General features: G+C 72.9%; 10 protein-coding genes. 6 read left to right on the forward strand and 4 right to left on the reverse strand.

Annotation, left to right across the window (positions count from 1 at the left end):
• Positions 1 to 137 precede the first annotated feature (137 nt).
• Complete coding sequence (locus ACFYMO_RS06065) at positions 138 to 815, reverse strand: 1,4-alpha-glucan branching protein (RefSeq protein ID WP_366772815.1); 678 nt, start codon at positions 813 to 815, stop codon at positions 138 to 140.
• A 102-nt stretch (positions 816 to 917) separates the two neighbouring features.
• Positions 918 to 2,804, reverse strand: coding sequence for an NAD-binding protein (locus tag ACFYMO_RS06070; RefSeq protein ID WP_366772864.1), 1,887 nt, complete (start codon positions 2,802 to 2,804; stop codon positions 918 to 920).
• A gap of 488 nt (positions 2,805 to 3,292) precedes the next feature.
• On the opposite strand from ACFYMO_RS06070, the gene ACFYMO_RS06075 reads away from it, so the two are divergent.
• The 5 genes from ACFYMO_RS06075 to ACFYMO_RS06095 all read left to right on the forward strand — a co-directional run bounded on the left by ACFYMO_RS06075 (position 3,293) and on the right by ACFYMO_RS06095 (position 10,051).
• Positions 3,293 to 4,777 (forward strand): FAD binding domain-containing protein, encoded by a 1,485-nt coding sequence (locus tag ACFYMO_RS06075; RefSeq protein WP_366772816.1) that lies wholly within the window; start codon positions 3,293 to 3,295, stop codon positions 4,775 to 4,777.
• The gene (gene xdhB / locus ACFYMO_RS06080; protein ID WP_366772817.1) at positions 4,774 to 7,185 is read left to right on the forward strand and encodes a xanthine dehydrogenase molybdopterin binding subunit; all 2,412 of its coding nucleotides are present in this window, start codon (positions 4,774 to 4,776) and stop codon (positions 7,183 to 7,185) included. Before ACFYMO_RS06075 ends, xdhB begins: the two co-directional genes overlap by 4 nt.
• Before the next feature lies 1 nt (position 7,186).
• Positions 7,187 to 7,996 carry a xanthine dehydrogenase accessory protein XdhC gene (gene xdhC, locus ACFYMO_RS06085; protein ID WP_366772865.1) on the forward strand — a complete coding sequence of 270 codons (810 nt, stop codon included), beginning with the start codon at positions 7,187 to 7,189 and terminating at the stop codon, positions 7,994 to 7,996.
• A gap of 762 nt (positions 7,997 to 8,758) precedes the next feature.
• Entirely contained in the window at positions 8,759 to 9,262 is a 504-nt protein-coding gene (locus ACFYMO_RS06090; protein WP_366772818.1) for a nucleoside deaminase, read from the forward strand.
• Between the two features lie 231 nt (positions 9,263 to 9,493).
• Positions 9,494 to 10,051 carry a DUF664 domain-containing protein gene (locus tag ACFYMO_RS06095; protein WP_388544530.1) on the forward strand — a complete coding sequence of 186 codons (558 nt, stop codon included), beginning with the start codon at positions 9,494 to 9,496 and terminating at the stop codon, positions 10,049 to 10,051.
• Positions 10,052 to 10,162: 111 nt separating this feature from the next.
• Here the strand turns inward: ACFYMO_RS06095 and ACFYMO_RS06100 are convergent, their stop codons facing one another.
• Positions 10,163 to 11,716, reverse strand: coding sequence for a phytoene desaturase family protein (locus tag ACFYMO_RS06100; RefSeq protein ID WP_388544532.1), 1,554 nt, complete (start codon positions 11,714 to 11,716; stop codon positions 10,163 to 10,165).
• 646 nt (positions 11,717 to 12,362) lie between these two features.
• Between ACFYMO_RS06100 and ACFYMO_RS06105 the strand changes: the two genes are divergently transcribed.
• Complete coding sequence (locus tag ACFYMO_RS06105) at positions 12,363 to 12,815, forward strand: YrdB family protein (protein ID WP_051272245.1); 453 nt, start codon at positions 12,363 to 12,365, stop codon at positions 12,813 to 12,815.
• Between the two features lie 216 nt (positions 12,816 to 13,031).
• Here the strand turns inward: ACFYMO_RS06105 and ACFYMO_RS06110 are convergent, their stop codons facing one another.
• On the reverse strand, positions 13,032 to 13,742 hold the full coding sequence (locus ACFYMO_RS06110) for a rhomboid family intramembrane serine protease (RefSeq protein WP_388544535.1): 711 nt from the start codon (positions 13,740 to 13,742) through the stop codon (positions 13,032 to 13,034).
• Between the last annotated feature and the right edge of the window lie 33 nt (positions 13,743 to 13,775).

Raw genomic sequence — 13,775 nt, forward strand, 5'->3', positions numbered from 1 at the left:
GCGGGTCCGGGCGCCAGGAGAGAGAATCTTCACGGCCGCCGCATCGGCCGGTGTCACGTCGCAGTGCCGCACAGTGCACACGGAGTGACGGTCTCGCCTCGTCGGCGGCGAGCCCGCGGGCCGGTCGCCGGGAAGGATCACTCGCGGGAGTCCATCAACGCGCACCACAGCCCGTGCCGCGGCCGGCCGTCGGAAGCCGTCCACCCGACGGTGACGTGAGCAGCGGATTCGGTCGTCTCCGGCACGTCGTGGGCTGTCGGTACGCGCAGGAACCGGAGCCACAGCAGCCCCCCGACGGGGAGGACGAGATCGACGTCGGTGGAGCGCGTCCCGTGGATCACCGCACCCGTACCGGCGTCCTCGAGGGGCACGCCGGTGGCCGCACGCACCCCGACGGTGCGGTCCGGGGTGTCGCTCTCGCTCTGCGCCTGGGCCTCGGCCCGCCCGGTGAGCAGCGCGTACAGCTGCGCCACCGCCACCGGATCACAGGTGGCGTCGTAGACCCAGCGCTTGCCCAGCACGCCGTGCTCCAGCGTGCCGATGAGTGCGTCCTCCGCACCGGCGAGCGGCGCAGCCCGGTAGGTCATCGGCGTCTGATAGGTCACCGGTTCGCCCCCGGCGCTGTCCGTGACCGCCAGGAACTCGATGCCCACCTCGCCGGAGGGGTCCTCCAGCCGGAATCCTCCGGCCTTGACGAGAGCGGGCTGCTCCCCACCCGCGGCGCCACCCGCGCGGAACCACGGCCGGGACGGGAGCCACCGGGTGAGCAGCTCCAGCTTGGTCGGGCTCAGCGTGGTGTGATGGATGATCGCCATTACCGGTGCCTTCCGTTCGGATCCGGCCCGTATCCTGCCAGCCTCGCCACCGGACCGGTACGCGGCCCGCACCGGTCACCCGGTTCCGGACGGCGCGGCCGTTCAGGGCGCGGCGGTCGGCGGCTGCGGCTGGAGCTCCGCCAGGCCCTGCCGGGTCGCCGCCACCACGACCCGGTCCTCGGGGCGCAGGACGTAGTCCGGCCGGAGGTCCCAGACCAGGCCGGTCGGGCGCTGCTCCCCGTCGGCCGGGCGCGGGACGCCGAGATCGGGGCGCCGCTCGGCCGGTTCCGTGGTGTCCAGGGCGAGGACCCGCCAGGCGCCGGGCCGGAAGGCCGCTTCGACGGTACGGCCCTCCAGCTGCGGATGGCCGGCGACCGTCAGCGCCGCGAAGACCAGCACCCTGCGCTCCACCGGTATCGCACCGAGAATCTGACGGCCCATCATCGCACCCGCGAAAGCAGGCGCGGCCAGGTGCGAGACGCTGCGGCTGCGGGTCAGCGCGTGCGGGTGGGTGGCACGCAGGGTCCGGAACACGGCGGCCGCGAAATCGTCGTCGTACAGCCGCAGCGCCACCCGCAGATCCGCCTTGACCGTTCGGGCGTACAGGGCGGCCTCCAGGTTGGTGGTGTCGGAGCTGGTCAGAGCGAGCAGCGAGTGGGCCCGATGGGTCTTGGCGGCCTCCAGGACGCCCTCCTGGGTGACGTCGCCGATCACGGTCGGTACCCGCAGGCGCCGGGCCAGGGCCACTCCGCGCGCCTCCAGGCTCTCCTCCACGCAGACGACGGGGATGTCGAGGTCGCGCAACTGGGCCAGCACCCGGGTACCGACCTTGCCGAGCCCGAGCAGCACGACATGACCGGAGAGTCCGCGCGGCGGGCGGCGCAGGGCGGAGGCACTGCGGAACGCCCCCAGCGCCTCCAGCGCGCCCGCCACCAGGAGCGGCAGCAGCGCGAGACCCACCAGCCCGGTCAACAGCTGCAGCACCTGCCGCCCCGCGCTCTCGCCGAGCGCGGGGTCGTTGATGGCGAACAGGTCCAGCAGCGTGACGTAGGCGGCGTGGAGCAGATGGCCGCCGGTGATCAGCCAGGAGACGAGAGCGAGGGCGCACACGGTCAGCCCGGTGACGGCGACGGACCAGCGCAGCCTGCGGGAGAAGAACTCCGAGAGCGGCCGGCCCCGGCCGGCCGGGCGTCCGGACGGCGGTGTTGGCCGGTTCCGGGCCACCGCTTCGAGGACGATCGTGCCGCGACCGGGGGCGGCCGAGACCGCCTGCGGCTCGGGAAGCAGCCGGGGACCGGCCGTCCCGCTGCTGTCCGAACCCTCCTCGCCTCCCGGGTCGTTGACGGTCGCCGAGAGCAGAGCGAGCGTGCACAGACCCGGGCCGGCGGCCCCGCGGCCGGACGGGGTGCGCTCCGCCGCCCGCAGCAGCAGCCCGTCGGCATGGACGATCTTGCTGGTGCCCGCGATCGCCGTGGCCGCCAGCGCCGGGGCGGCGGTGTCGGCGTCGGAGAGCACGGTGGTGGACGCGTCGGCGGTGGCGGGGTCCAGGTCCGGCAGGGCCACCAGGGCGGCCTGGTCGAGGAGCTGCTCCAGGTGCTGGCCGAGCCTGCGGTTGTAGAGCCGGATCACCAGCCGCAGCCCCGGATTGAGCCTGCGGGCCGCCAGGGCGGCGTGGATGTTCGTCTCGTCGTCGTCGTGGACGAGGGCCAGCGCGGCGGCCCCGGCCACACCCGCCGACTCCAGTACCTCTTCGGTGAGCGCGTCGGCCTCCAGCCGGTGCGGATCCGCCCCCGGTGCGGGCGGCCCGCCGGTGACGGCCGCCGAGACCCGTCCCAGCAGCGCGGCGGCCCGGCCCTGGCGGGGGGCGGACAGGCGCGGAGGCCCGGCAGGCGCGCCGCCGGGGAGGACGAGTGTGACGCGGGCTCGGTAGACGTCGCGGAGTTCGGTCGCCAGACGATGCGCCAGTGCGTCGTCGCCGCAGACGATCATGTGTCCGGCGAAGCGGTCGGGGTCGAACTGATCGGGCAGTGTGGGCACCTGCGTAGCGTGCCCTGTCACAGCTCCGGCCGCACGTCGCGTCGGGGCGGCCGAGAGTGACCGCGGTGCGGGCCCCGGAGGACGGTGGCGGGCCGCCACCTCTTGACCCGGGTGGGCGCAGCCACTAATTTACGCTCGAAGTGGATTCATGACACCGAAAGGAGGCGGCCCGAGTATGCGTATCTACTCCGATCTGAGCCGCCTCGCCCGCCGCACCGTCTGGGTGCCGGGTCGGGTCGCGCACGGCTGCTGACAAAAGCCGCTCCTACGTGCCCTCCGTGGCACGGTCCCGCATCTTTCTCCACCATTCTCCGGCGCGCCGCCGACGCGTGCCGTCATGCGCTCGCTCCTCTTTTGCTGCGTATCCGAAACACAGAAAGCTGCCTGAAATTGGCGAACAAGATGAACCGACCTGCCCCGGCCCGGAACGGAGGCACGTCATGGTAGCGGCACGGATCACGGTCAACGGGAAAGAAACCCCCCTCGCACCGGCACCGCCCCACGCCACGGTGCTGGACTTCCTCCGCGAGCGCGGCCTCACCGGCACCAAGGAGGGCTGTGCCGAGGGCGAATGCGGCGCCTGCTCGGTCCTGGTGGCCCGGGCCGGGGTGGACAAGCCCACCGACTGGGTGGCGGTCAACGCCTGCCTGGTCCCGGCGGCCTCGCTCGACGGCCAGGAGATCGTCACCTCGGAAGGCCTCGCCACCGCCGGTGCGCACGGCACACCGCCCGCCCTGCACCCGGTGCAGGAGGAGATGGCGGTCCGCGGCGGCTCCCAATGCGGCTACTGCACACCGGGATTCGTCTGCAGCATGGCCGCCGAGTACTACCGGCCGGACCGCTGCGCGCACGCCGAACCGGCCGAGAGCGGCGACGCCGGGCACGGCGCGGCCGACGCCGAGCACGGTCCGAACGGTTTCGATCTGCACGCGCTGAGCGGCAACCTGTGCCGCTGCACCGGATACCGTCCGATCCGCGATGCCGCGTTCGCCGTCGGCACGCCCGCCGACGAGGACCCGCTGGCGCAGCGGCGCGAGCAGCCGGCGCCCGCGCCCGTCGCCACCGAGTACGCCCAGGGCGACGCGGTGCTGCTGCGCAAGAGCACCCTGGCCGAAACCCTGCGGCTGCTGCGCGAGCGGCCCGACGCGGTGGTGGTCGCCGGCTCCACCGACTGGGGGGTCGAGGTCAACATCCGCTCCCGCCGCGCCGACTGCGTCGTCGCCGTCGACCGGCTTCCGGAACTGCGCGAGCTGCACGTCGGGTCCGACGCCGTCGAGATCGGGGCGGCCCTGACGCTCACCGAGATCGAACGCCGTCTGGACGGCGCGGTGCCGCTGCTGGCGGAACTCTTCCCGCAGTTCGCCTCCCGGCTCATCCGCAACGGCGCCACACTCGGCGGCAACCTGGGCACCGGTTCGCCCATCGGCGACAGCCCGCCCGTACTGCTCGCGCTGGAGGCGTCGCTGGTGCTCGCGGACGCCGACGGCGAGCGCGAAGTGCCGCTGGCGGACTACTTCACCGGCTACCGGCAGAGCGTGCGCCGTCCCGGCGAACTGATCCGCGCCGTGCGCCTCCCGCTCCCGCTCTCGCCGCTCGTGGGCTTCCACAAGATCGCCAAGCGGCGGTTCGACGACATCTCCAGCGTGGCGGTCGCCTTCGCGCTCGACATCGAGGACGGAGTCGTGCGCAAGGCGCGCATCGGCCTGGGCGGTGTGGCCGCCACCCCGGTCCGCGCCCTCGCCGTCGAAGCGGCCCTGGAGGGCGAGCCGTGGACGGCCGGGACCGTCGAGGCCGCGGCCGAGATCCTGCGGGCCCAGGGCACTCCGATGAACGACCACCGGGCCAGCGCCGACTACCGCTCGGCGATGCTCGGTCAGAGCCTGCTGAAGCTGTACGCGCAAACCACCGAGGCGGTGCCGTCATGAGCCAGCTGTCCCAGCGCCCCGAGAACCCCGTCGTCGGCGTCCCCATGCCGCACGAGGCCGCCGGCCTGCACGTCACCGGCGCCGCGCTCTACACCGACGACCTGGTGCACCGCACCAAGGACGTCCTGCACGCCTATCCGGTCCAGGTCATGAAGGCCCACGGCCGGGTGACCGCGCTGCGCACCGCTCCCGCGCTCGAGGTGCCCGGTGTGGTCCGGGTGCTGACCGGCGCCGATGTGCCCGGCGTCAACGACGCCGGGATGAAGCACGACGAGCCGCTCTTCCCCGACGAGGTCATGTTCCACGGCCACGCCGTCGCCTGGGTGCTGGGCGAGACTCTGGAGGCGGCGCGGCTCGGCGCGGCGGCGGTGGAGGTCGAACTCGACGAACAGCCCTCCCTGATCACGCTGCAGGACGCGATCGCGGCCGGCAGCTACCACGGTGCCCGGCCCGTGATGGTGCAGGGCGACATCGAGGCGGGCTTCGCCGACTCCGCGCACGTCTTCAGCGGCGAGTTCCAGTTCGCCGGCCAGGAGCACTTCTACCTGGAGACGCACGCCGCACTGGCGCAGATCGACGAGAACGGGCAGGTGTTCGTCCAGAGCAGCACCCAGCACCCCTCGGAGACCCAGGAGATCGTCGCGCACGTGCTGGGCGTGTCCAGCCACGAGGTGACGGTGCAGTGCCTGCGGATGGGCGGCGGCTTCGGCGGCAAGGAGATGCAGCCGCACGGATTCGCGGCCGTCGCCGCCCTCGGCGCCAAGCTGACCGGCCGGCCGGTGAGGTTCCGCTTCAACCGGACCCAGGACCTGACCATGTCCGGCAAGCGGCACGGCTTCCACGCCCGCTGGAAGATCGGCTTCGACGCGGACGGCCGCATCCAGGCCCTGGACGCCACACTGACCGCGGACGGCGGCTGGAGCCTGGACCTGTCGGAGCCGGTGCTGGCCCGGGCGCTGTGCCACATCGACAACACCTGCTGGATCCCCAACGCGCGGGTCGCCGGCCGCATCGCCAGGACCCACACGGTCTCCAACACCGCCTTCCGCGGCTTCGGCGGACCGCAGGGCATGCTGGTGATGGAGGACATCCTCGGCCGGTGCGCGCCGCTGCTCGGCCTGGACCCCATGGAGCTGCGGGAGCGCAACTTCTACCAGCCGGGCCAGGGCCAGACGACGCCGTACGGGCAGCCGGTCACCCAGCCCGAACGGATCTCCACCGTCTGGCGGCAGGTGCAGGACGACGCCGGCATCGCCGACCGCAGGCGCGAGATCGCGGCCTTCAACGCGGCGCATCCGCACACCAAGCGGGCCCTCGCGGTCACCGGCGTGAAATTCGGCATCTCGTTCAACCTCACCGCCTTCAACCAGGGCGGCGCACTCGTGCTGGTCTACAAGGACGGCTCGGTCCTGATCAACCACGGCGGCACCGAGATGGGCCAGGGCCTGCACACCAAGATGCTGCAGGTGGCCGCGACCACGCTGGGTATCCCGCTGCACAAGGTGCGGCTGGCTCCCACGCGCACCGACAAGGTGCCCAACACCTCGGCCACCGCGGCGAGTTCCGGCGCCGACCTGAACGGCGGCGCGGTCAAGAACGCCTGCGAGCAGCTCCGCGAGCGGCTGCTGCAGGTGGCCGCCTCCCAGCTCGGCGCCAACGCCTCGGACGTGCGCATCGTCGAGGGCGTCGCGCGCGCCCTGGGCAGCGACGCGGAGCTGGCCTGGGACGACCTGGTGCGCACCGCCTACTTCCAGCGGGTCCAGCTGTCGGCCTCCGGCTTCTACCGGACCGAGGGGCTGCACTGGGACGCGAAGTCGTTCCGCGGCTCGCCGTTCAAGTACTTCGCCATCGGGGCGGCCGCCACCGAGGTGGAGGTCGACGGCTTCACCGGCGCCTACCGTGTGCGGCGGGTGGACATCGTGCACGATGTCGGCGACAGCCTCTCGCCGCTGATCGACATCGGCCAGGTCGAGGGCGGGTTCGTGCAGGGCGCGGGCTGGCTGACCCTGGAGGACCTGCGCTGGGACGTGAGCGACGGGCCGAACCGCGGCCGGCTGCTGACCCAGGCCGCGAGCACCTACAAGCTGCCGAGCTTCTCGGAGATGCCCGAGGAGTTCAACGTCAGGCTGCTGGAGAACGCCACCGAGGAGGGCGCCGTCTACGGGTCCAAGGCGGTGGGAGAGCCTCCGCTGATGCTGGCGTTCTCGGTGCGGGAAGCCCTGCGGCAGGCCGCCGCCGCGTTCGGGCCCAGTGGGGTCAGCGTCGGGCTGGCCTCGCCCGCGACGCCGGAGGCGGTCTACTGGGCGATCCAGGAAGCCCGCGGGGGCGCCGCCTCCCGGCACGGCGAGCTGCCCGCAGCTGCCGCGGAACCGGCGCGCACCGGCGCGGAAGCATTGAGCGGTGCCTGATATGACGTGGATCGCCGCGGTCGCGCGGTTGCGAGCACGCCGGGAGCCCGGTGTGCTGGTGACCGTCGCGGCCGCGCGCGGCCACGCGCCGCGCGACGCCGGCGCCAAACTCGTCGTGGGGCGGAGCGGGACCTGGGGATCGATCGGTGGCGGCAACGTGGAAGCCGTCGCGATCGACCGGGCCCGGGAGCTGCTCGCCGTGTCCGAGCCGGAGCCGGAGCTGATGGATTTCGCGCTGAACGACAAGGTGACCAACGAGCACGGCGTGCAGTGCTGCGGCGGCACGGTCTCGGTGCTGCTGGAACCGCTCCCGGTGGTGCGGGCGGTGGCGATCTTCGGCGTCGGGCACGTCGGGCTGGAACTGGCCCGCATCCTGGCGCGTCAGGACCTGGACCTGCATCTGGTCGACAGCCGCGCCGAGATCCTCGCCGAGGAGCGGCTGGACGTCCTGTCCGACGCAGTGGCGCAGGTGCAGGTGCACCACACACCACTGCTGCCCGAGGAGGTGCTGGCGGAGTTGCCGCACGGCACCCACGTGCTGATCATGACCCATGACCACGCCGAGGACGCCGCGCTGTGCGACGCGGCGCTGCGCACGAGCCACCTGGGCCCCATCGGGCTGATCGGGTCGGCCGCCAAGTGGACACGGTTCCGCAAGCGGCTGGCCACCGAGGGCGGTCACGACGACGCGGCCATCGACCGGATCAAGACCCCGATCGGGCTGTCCGACCTCACCGGCAAGACTCCCGCGACCATCGCCGTGAGCGTCGCGGCCGATGTGCTGCGCGCCTTCGAGACCCGGGAGAGCTGACTCCCCACCCCGACCGGCAGGGCCCTCGCCGCGGCCCCGGCCCGCTGCGCGTGCTCGTACGAACCGCCAGGGCATGGGGCCGCACGGCGGCACCCCCAGCACGCCCGTGGAGGCCCGTCCCGGCCGTGCGCGACGGCGCTGCTGCGGACCGGCTCCAGCAGCCTGCTGCCGGAGCGACCAGGGGGTCACGAGGTGCGACCGCACTTGTAGGACCCTACGAATCGCCAGGCCGACTCCGCCCATTGTTTGGTCCTTCGCTCCCTGGCCGATCTTGACCGGCGGGCTGTCTAATTCTTGCAGCAGACGCGACGGAGCGAGGGACTTGTTGTATGGCGTGCAGAATCCAGCGTGCCTCTCCGGCATGGGTATTGCTTTCGGTCACCACCGTGACCCCGCTGCCTTGCGCCTTTCCGGGGAAGAGGACCGGCTGATACGGCCCGAGGGTGGCGCGCGCGGAAAGCAGGCCGACGCCACTGATCCGTTCGCAATTGTCCAATTCTCGTCTCCGTTTTCCCCGGCGTTCGAAAGCGAGAAAAGTTTGTGCGCGGGAAAAGTGCCGGTACATGGATCCTGCACGGTTTCGAGTCCGACGCGGCAGAGCGGAATTCCCGCCGTCCGCACGTCGTCCTGAATCCGGCCCGGCCCCCGCCGGCACCCCCACGGCCCCGACTCCGCACAGCCCGGGGCCGCCGCCCTGCCCGGCGTCCGCCGACCCCAACCCGGGGCGCCTCCACCCGCCCACCCACACCCGAAGGAACACCCATGACCACCCGCATCGCAGAGACCGGCAACCGTGAGCTCGAGCGCGCCTGGATGGAGCGGGCCGTACAGCTCGCCACCACCAGCGTCCACAACGGCGGCGGCCCCTTCGGTGCCCTGATAGCCAAGGACGGCGACATCGTCGCCCTCGGCAACAACCAGGTCACCTCCAGCCTCGACCCCACCGCGCACGCGGAAGTCAGCGCCATCCGCGCCGCCTGCAAGGAACTCGACACCTTCAGCCTGGACGGCTGCACCCTGGTCACCTCCTGCGAGCCCTGCCCGATGTGCCTGTCCTCCGCGCTGTGGGCGCGCGTCGACCGGCTCATCTTCTCCGCCGACCGTCACGACGCCGCCGTGGCGGGCTTCGACGACCGCAAGTTCTACGACCTGTTCGAGAAGCGGCCGCAGGAGTCGTGGCCGATGGCCGTCGAGCACCTCGATCTGCCCCATCGCACCCAGCCGTTCGACGCCTGGGTCGGCAAGGCCGACCGCATCGCCTACTGACCCGAGCCCGCGAGCGCTCCAGGCGTCTCCTGCGCGGGCGCACGAGCACCGCGGCAACGCCGGCCGCGTCCCGCCCCGTGGAGGCGGCGGGCGTGGCGGCCCGTCCGACCGGACCTGCGGACGGGGCGCTGCCGCCGGGGAGGAGGACGCCGGGGAGCCGCTGCCGTCCGGCGTCCTCCCGCGGCGGAAACCCGGTGGCGGGTTCGGTCGGCACGCACGAACATGCCACGCATGAGTGACCGAAGCACACGCTGGACCAAGGCGACCCTCTACCCGGACATGTGGGCCGACCCCGAGGACGACCCCCGCAACGACGGACCGGCTCCGGACGGGGAACTCGGTTCGCTGCAGGACTGCCTGACGAACTACCGCACGACCCTGCTGCTGAAGTGCGGGGGACTGGACGCGGAACAGCTGGCCCACCGGTCGGTGTCGCCGTCCACGATGTCCCTCCTCGGCTTGGTGCGGCACCTTGCCGAGGTCGAGCGCGACTGGCGCAACTGGCTCGGCCGCGGCGACTCGCTGCCGAAGCTGTACGGCGAACGGGACGCCGACTTCGAAGGCGCCGTGCCCGAGCAGGCCGTCGTCGACGCCGCGTACCGCGATCTGGAGCGTGAGCAGGCCGAGACGGACGCGGCCCTGGCCGGCTACCCGGACCTGGGCGAGCGGGTGGGCGAGGACGGCATCGCGATCCGGGAGCTGCTCGTGCACCGGATCGAGGAGTACGCGCGGCACTGCGGACACGCCGACCTCCTGCGCGAGCGCGTCGACGGCAGGGTGGGCCAGTGACGGCGAACCGGGAGCAGCTCCGCGCCCTTCAGGGCGCGGTGGCGCGCCGCCGGTCCAGCGCCCGGGAGTGACGCCCGGACCGCGCGGAGTGCCGCGGGGGCAACCGCCCTGTCAGTGCCCCAGTAGGGCCATGGCGGCGTTGTGGCCCGGGATGCCGCTGACACCGCCGCCGCGCACGGCCCCCGCACCGCAGAGCAGGACATTGGCGTGCCCGGTCTCCACTCCCCAGCGGCCGGTGCTCTCCTGCGCGTGCGGGAAGGCGAGGTCGCGGTGGAAGATGTTGCCGCCGGGGAGCCGCAGATCGCGTTCCAGGTCGAGCGGCGTCTTCGCCTCGATGCAGGGCCGGCCCTCGGCGTCCTCGGCCAGGCAGCCGGCGAGGGGTTCGGCAAGATGGCTGTCGAGCTGGGCCAGGGTCGAGGCCAGCAGCCTCTCGCGTACCGCGTCGTTCTCGGCGGCGAAGAGGCGGGCCGGGGTGTGCAGTCCGAAGAGAGTGAGGGTGTGGTAGCCCCGTTCGGCCAGCTCCGGTCCCAGGATGGTGGGATCCGTGAGGGAGTGGCAGTAGATCTCGGACGGCGGAGCCGAGGGCAGCCGGCCTGCGGCGGCTTCGGTGTACGCGGTGGCCAACTGCTCGTAGCCCTCGGCGATGTGGAACGTCCCGGCGAAAGCCTGCCGCGGATCGACGGCGGGATCGCGGAGCTGCGGGAGCCGCTTCAGCAGCATGTTGACCTTGAGTTGGGCGCCCTCGGCGGCAGCGGGCGGTTCCTCGCCCAGCAGCGCGGCCAGCTCGTGGGGCGAGGCGCCCACCAGCACGTGACCGGCTGCGACGGTGCCGTAACCCTCGGCTGTCCGGTAGGCGACCTCGGCCTGCCGGTCGCCGTCGGTCTCGATGCCGGTCACCTGGTGGCCGGTGGCGAGCTCCGCGCCCGCCGACCGCGCCGCCGCGGCCAGCGCGTCCGTGAGCTGCCCCATGCCGCCGACGGGGACGTCCCAGTCGCCGGTGCCGTTGCCGATCACGTGGTAGAGGAAGCACCGGTTCTGCTTCAGGGACGGGTCGTGGGATTCCGCGAAGGTGCCGATGAGCGCGTCCGTGAGGACGACGCCGCGCACCAGGTCGTCGTGGAAGTACGCCTCGACGGCGGCGCCGAGCGGCTCCTCGAACAGCATGCGCCAGGCGGTGTCGTCGTCCACCCGGCGGCGCAGCTCCTCCCGGGCGGGCAGCGGCTCGGTCAGGGTGGGGAAGACGCGCTCGGCGACGCGCCGGGTCATGCCGTAGAAGTCCTCCCACGCGCGGTACTCGGCCGTGCCTCCGGTGAGCTGCTCGAACGACTGCCGCGTCGCGTCGGCGCGGTCGTCCACGAGCAGACCCGTGGCGCGGCCGTCCCGCCGGACCGGGGTGTACGAGGAGACCGGCCGTTTCCGGAGCGTCAGCTCCAGCCCCAGGTCCCGTACGATCTTCCGCGGGAGCAGGCTCACCAGGTACGAGTAGCGGGACAGGCGGGCTTCCAACCCGGCGAAAGGGCGCGAGGAGACGGCGGCCCCGCCGGTGCTGCCCAGCCGCTCCAGCACCAGCACGCTGCGGCCCGCCCGGGCCAGATAGGCGGCGGCGACCAGACCGTTGTGGCCGCCGCCGACGATGACGGCGTCGTATCGCTCGTGTGCGGGCATGTGCTCTTCCTAGCACGGGGAAGCGAGGGCCGTGCAGATCCCGCGCGCCGCACGCGGGCGACGCCCGCGCCGCCGCCGTGTCCGTCCCTCCCTGCCGACGGTGCCGTGGCGGTCGCCTCCCGGCCCGGTCACAGCTCGGAGAGGCGGTGCCGTATCCATGTGTGTGAGGGCGGGTGTTGAGAACGGTCGCATGGGTATTCGGCAGCCCATGCGGAACAGATCAGTGACGTCTCTGGAGAGCCGCCCGTGGCTCCGTTCCCTCGACAAGTTCCTCGTCCGGGCCTGCCCCGTGCTGGCAGTCGTCGGAATCGTGCTGGGCATCGGCGGTGTGCTCACGGGAGAACCCGTTCGCTATCTCGTCTCCCAACTCGTGCTCGCGGTCGTCATGGTGTGCACCACGCTCACAGCGCGTGCCCGGCTCCGCCGGACCGAGCTGCCGGACGATGCGGATAGCGGCCGCTCCGCGCGGCGTGGGCTTCCGGTGATGCGGCCGTACCGGGAGAGACCCCGGGCAGGCCCCGTGCAGTACGCTGACCCCGATTCGCGCGGACATCCGGCACAGCTGTCGTCCGGCACACCGGTGCCTCCGCGGGTCGCACACCACGTCTCCGTGCGCCGGGAGTCCGGCCCCCACCGGGAGGATTTCATGCCGGGACCGTCCGACTCCCCGACACCTCCTGGGTCCGGAGGCGTGCTCGACGGGCGGGGCTGGTACACCGCCAACGAAGTCCTGGCGTTCCTCCTCGAACTCGCCGCCCTGGCGTGCCTGAGCTGGTGGGGTTTCACCGTCGGCGGCCCGGCGGTCCTTCGAGTCCTGCTGGGGATCGGCGCACCCCTGATGGCGGTTGTGCTGTGGGCCTTGTTCGCCGCGCCGAGGGCACGACTGCGTCCGCGGCTGCCCGCCGTGCTCGCGGTGAAAGCGCTGGTGCTCGGGGGCGGAGCAGCCGCCCTGTACGGAGTGGGGCATCCGGTCGCGGCGGTGGCCATGGCGGTCGTCGTCGTGGTGAACACCGCGGTGGCGGAGGTGTTCCGGCGCAGGCCGGAGGCCGCGCCCACCGGGAGAGTGGTCGCGGTTGCCCCACCGGCGGCCGACGGCTGAGGCGTGGGCCGGGCCGGACCGGCATTCGCACTCGCGGGGATCCGGTGCCGCGCAGCCCGGCCCGAACGGCCCCCGTGCCCCCGCCGGTTCGGGCAGGCGCCGTACCTTCGCGACGGGCGGGCCCGGAGCCGGTGACTGCGTCGGCTGCCGTCGGCGGGAGGCCGGCGTCCGGCAGGCGAGCGCGCGGCAGCCGCCCGGATCACGGCGGTATGGGCGTCACGAACCCACCACCGCGGCCGGCCCGCTGCCATCCCTGCTGCTGTCTTTGCCGTCGTCTGCTCTGCCGTCGTCTCTGCCTCCGCGTGCGGCCACGGCCCCCAACAGCACGCCGGTCAGCACGCCGATGCCGTGGTTGTTCTCCAGCAGGCACAGCACCGCACCGGCAGTCGGCACGAGCACCGACAGATACCGCAGCGGCCGTTGCCGGCCGTCGAGCGTGTAGGCCGCCGCGAGCGCGCCGACCAGGCCGCAGATGCCCACCGAGTCACCCCCGCCGTGCACGCTCCAGCCCGCCATGCTCACCACATGGGCCGCGATGCCGGACAGCAGGAAGACCACCAGCGTCCGCACGGTTCCCAGGCTGCGCTCGGCCGCCGGTGCGACGACGGCGAGCGCTGCCAGGTTGAGGGTCAGTTGCGGCCAACCCGATGTCTGCACCAGCAGCGCGGTCGCCGCCCGCCACCACGGCCCGTGAGGAGCGCGCTCCAGGTGCGGTATGACACCCGGGGCGACGCTCTGCACCACGGCCATCGCCACCATCACGCCCGTCAGCACGGCGGCGGCCCGGGGCACCGGCCGTCGCCACAGGTCCGCGAGCAGTCGGCCGGGACCGGCCTGCCGGCCCTCCGGCCGGGCCGTGATCAAGCGCGTCCCGGGTACGACCACGGCGGCCGCGCAGCCGTACAGGGCGAGCGTGTGCGTGTTCATGAGTCAAGCGTGCCGTGCGCACCGAACCGGCGA

Source organism: Streptomyces sp. NPDC007025, from assembly GCF_042869455.1.
Lineage (GTDB): Bacteria > Actinomycetota > Actinomycetes > Streptomycetales > Streptomycetaceae > Streptomyces.

What these genes read in the sequence shown, in the direction of transcription:
- ACFYMO_RS06070 (WP_366772864.1), bottom strand. Translation starts at nt 2,804, where the DNA reads ATGATCGTCTGCGGCGACGACGCACTGGCGCATCGTCTGGCGACCGAA.
- ACFYMO_RS06110 (WP_388544535.1), bottom strand. Translation starts at nt 13,742, where the DNA reads ATGAACACGCACACGCTCGCCCTGTACGGCTGCGCGGCCGCCGTGGTC.
- ACFYMO_RS06075 (WP_366772816.1), top strand. Translation starts at nt 3,293, where the DNA reads ATGGTAGCGGCACGGATCACGGTCAACGGGAAAGAAACCCCCCTCGCA.
- ACFYMO_RS06090 (WP_366772818.1), top strand. Translation starts at nt 8,759, where the DNA reads ATGACCACCCGCATCGCAGAGACCGGCAACCGTGAGCTCGAGCGCGCC.
- ACFYMO_RS06095 (WP_388544530.1), top strand. Translation starts at nt 9,494, where the DNA reads ATGAGTGACCGAAGCACACGCTGGACCAAGGCGACCCTCTACCCGGAC.
- xdhB (WP_366772817.1), top strand. Translation starts at nt 4,774, where the DNA reads ATGAGCCAGCTGTCCCAGCGCCCCGAGAACCCCGTCGTCGGCGTCCCC.
- ACFYMO_RS06105 (WP_051272245.1), top strand. Translation starts at nt 12,363, where the DNA reads ATGCCGGGACCGTCCGACTCCCCGACACCTCCTGGGTCCGGAGGCGTG.
- xdhC (WP_366772865.1), top strand. Translation starts at nt 7,187, where the DNA reads ATGACGTGGATCGCCGCGGTCGCGCGGTTGCGAGCACGCCGGGAGCCC.
- ACFYMO_RS06100 (WP_388544532.1), bottom strand. Translation starts at nt 11,716, where the DNA reads ATGCCCGCACACGAGCGATACGACGCCGTCATCGTCGGCGGCGGCCAC.
- ACFYMO_RS06065 (WP_366772815.1), bottom strand. Translation starts at nt 815, where the DNA reads ATGGCGATCATCCATCACACCACGCTGAGCCCGACCAAGCTGGAGCTG.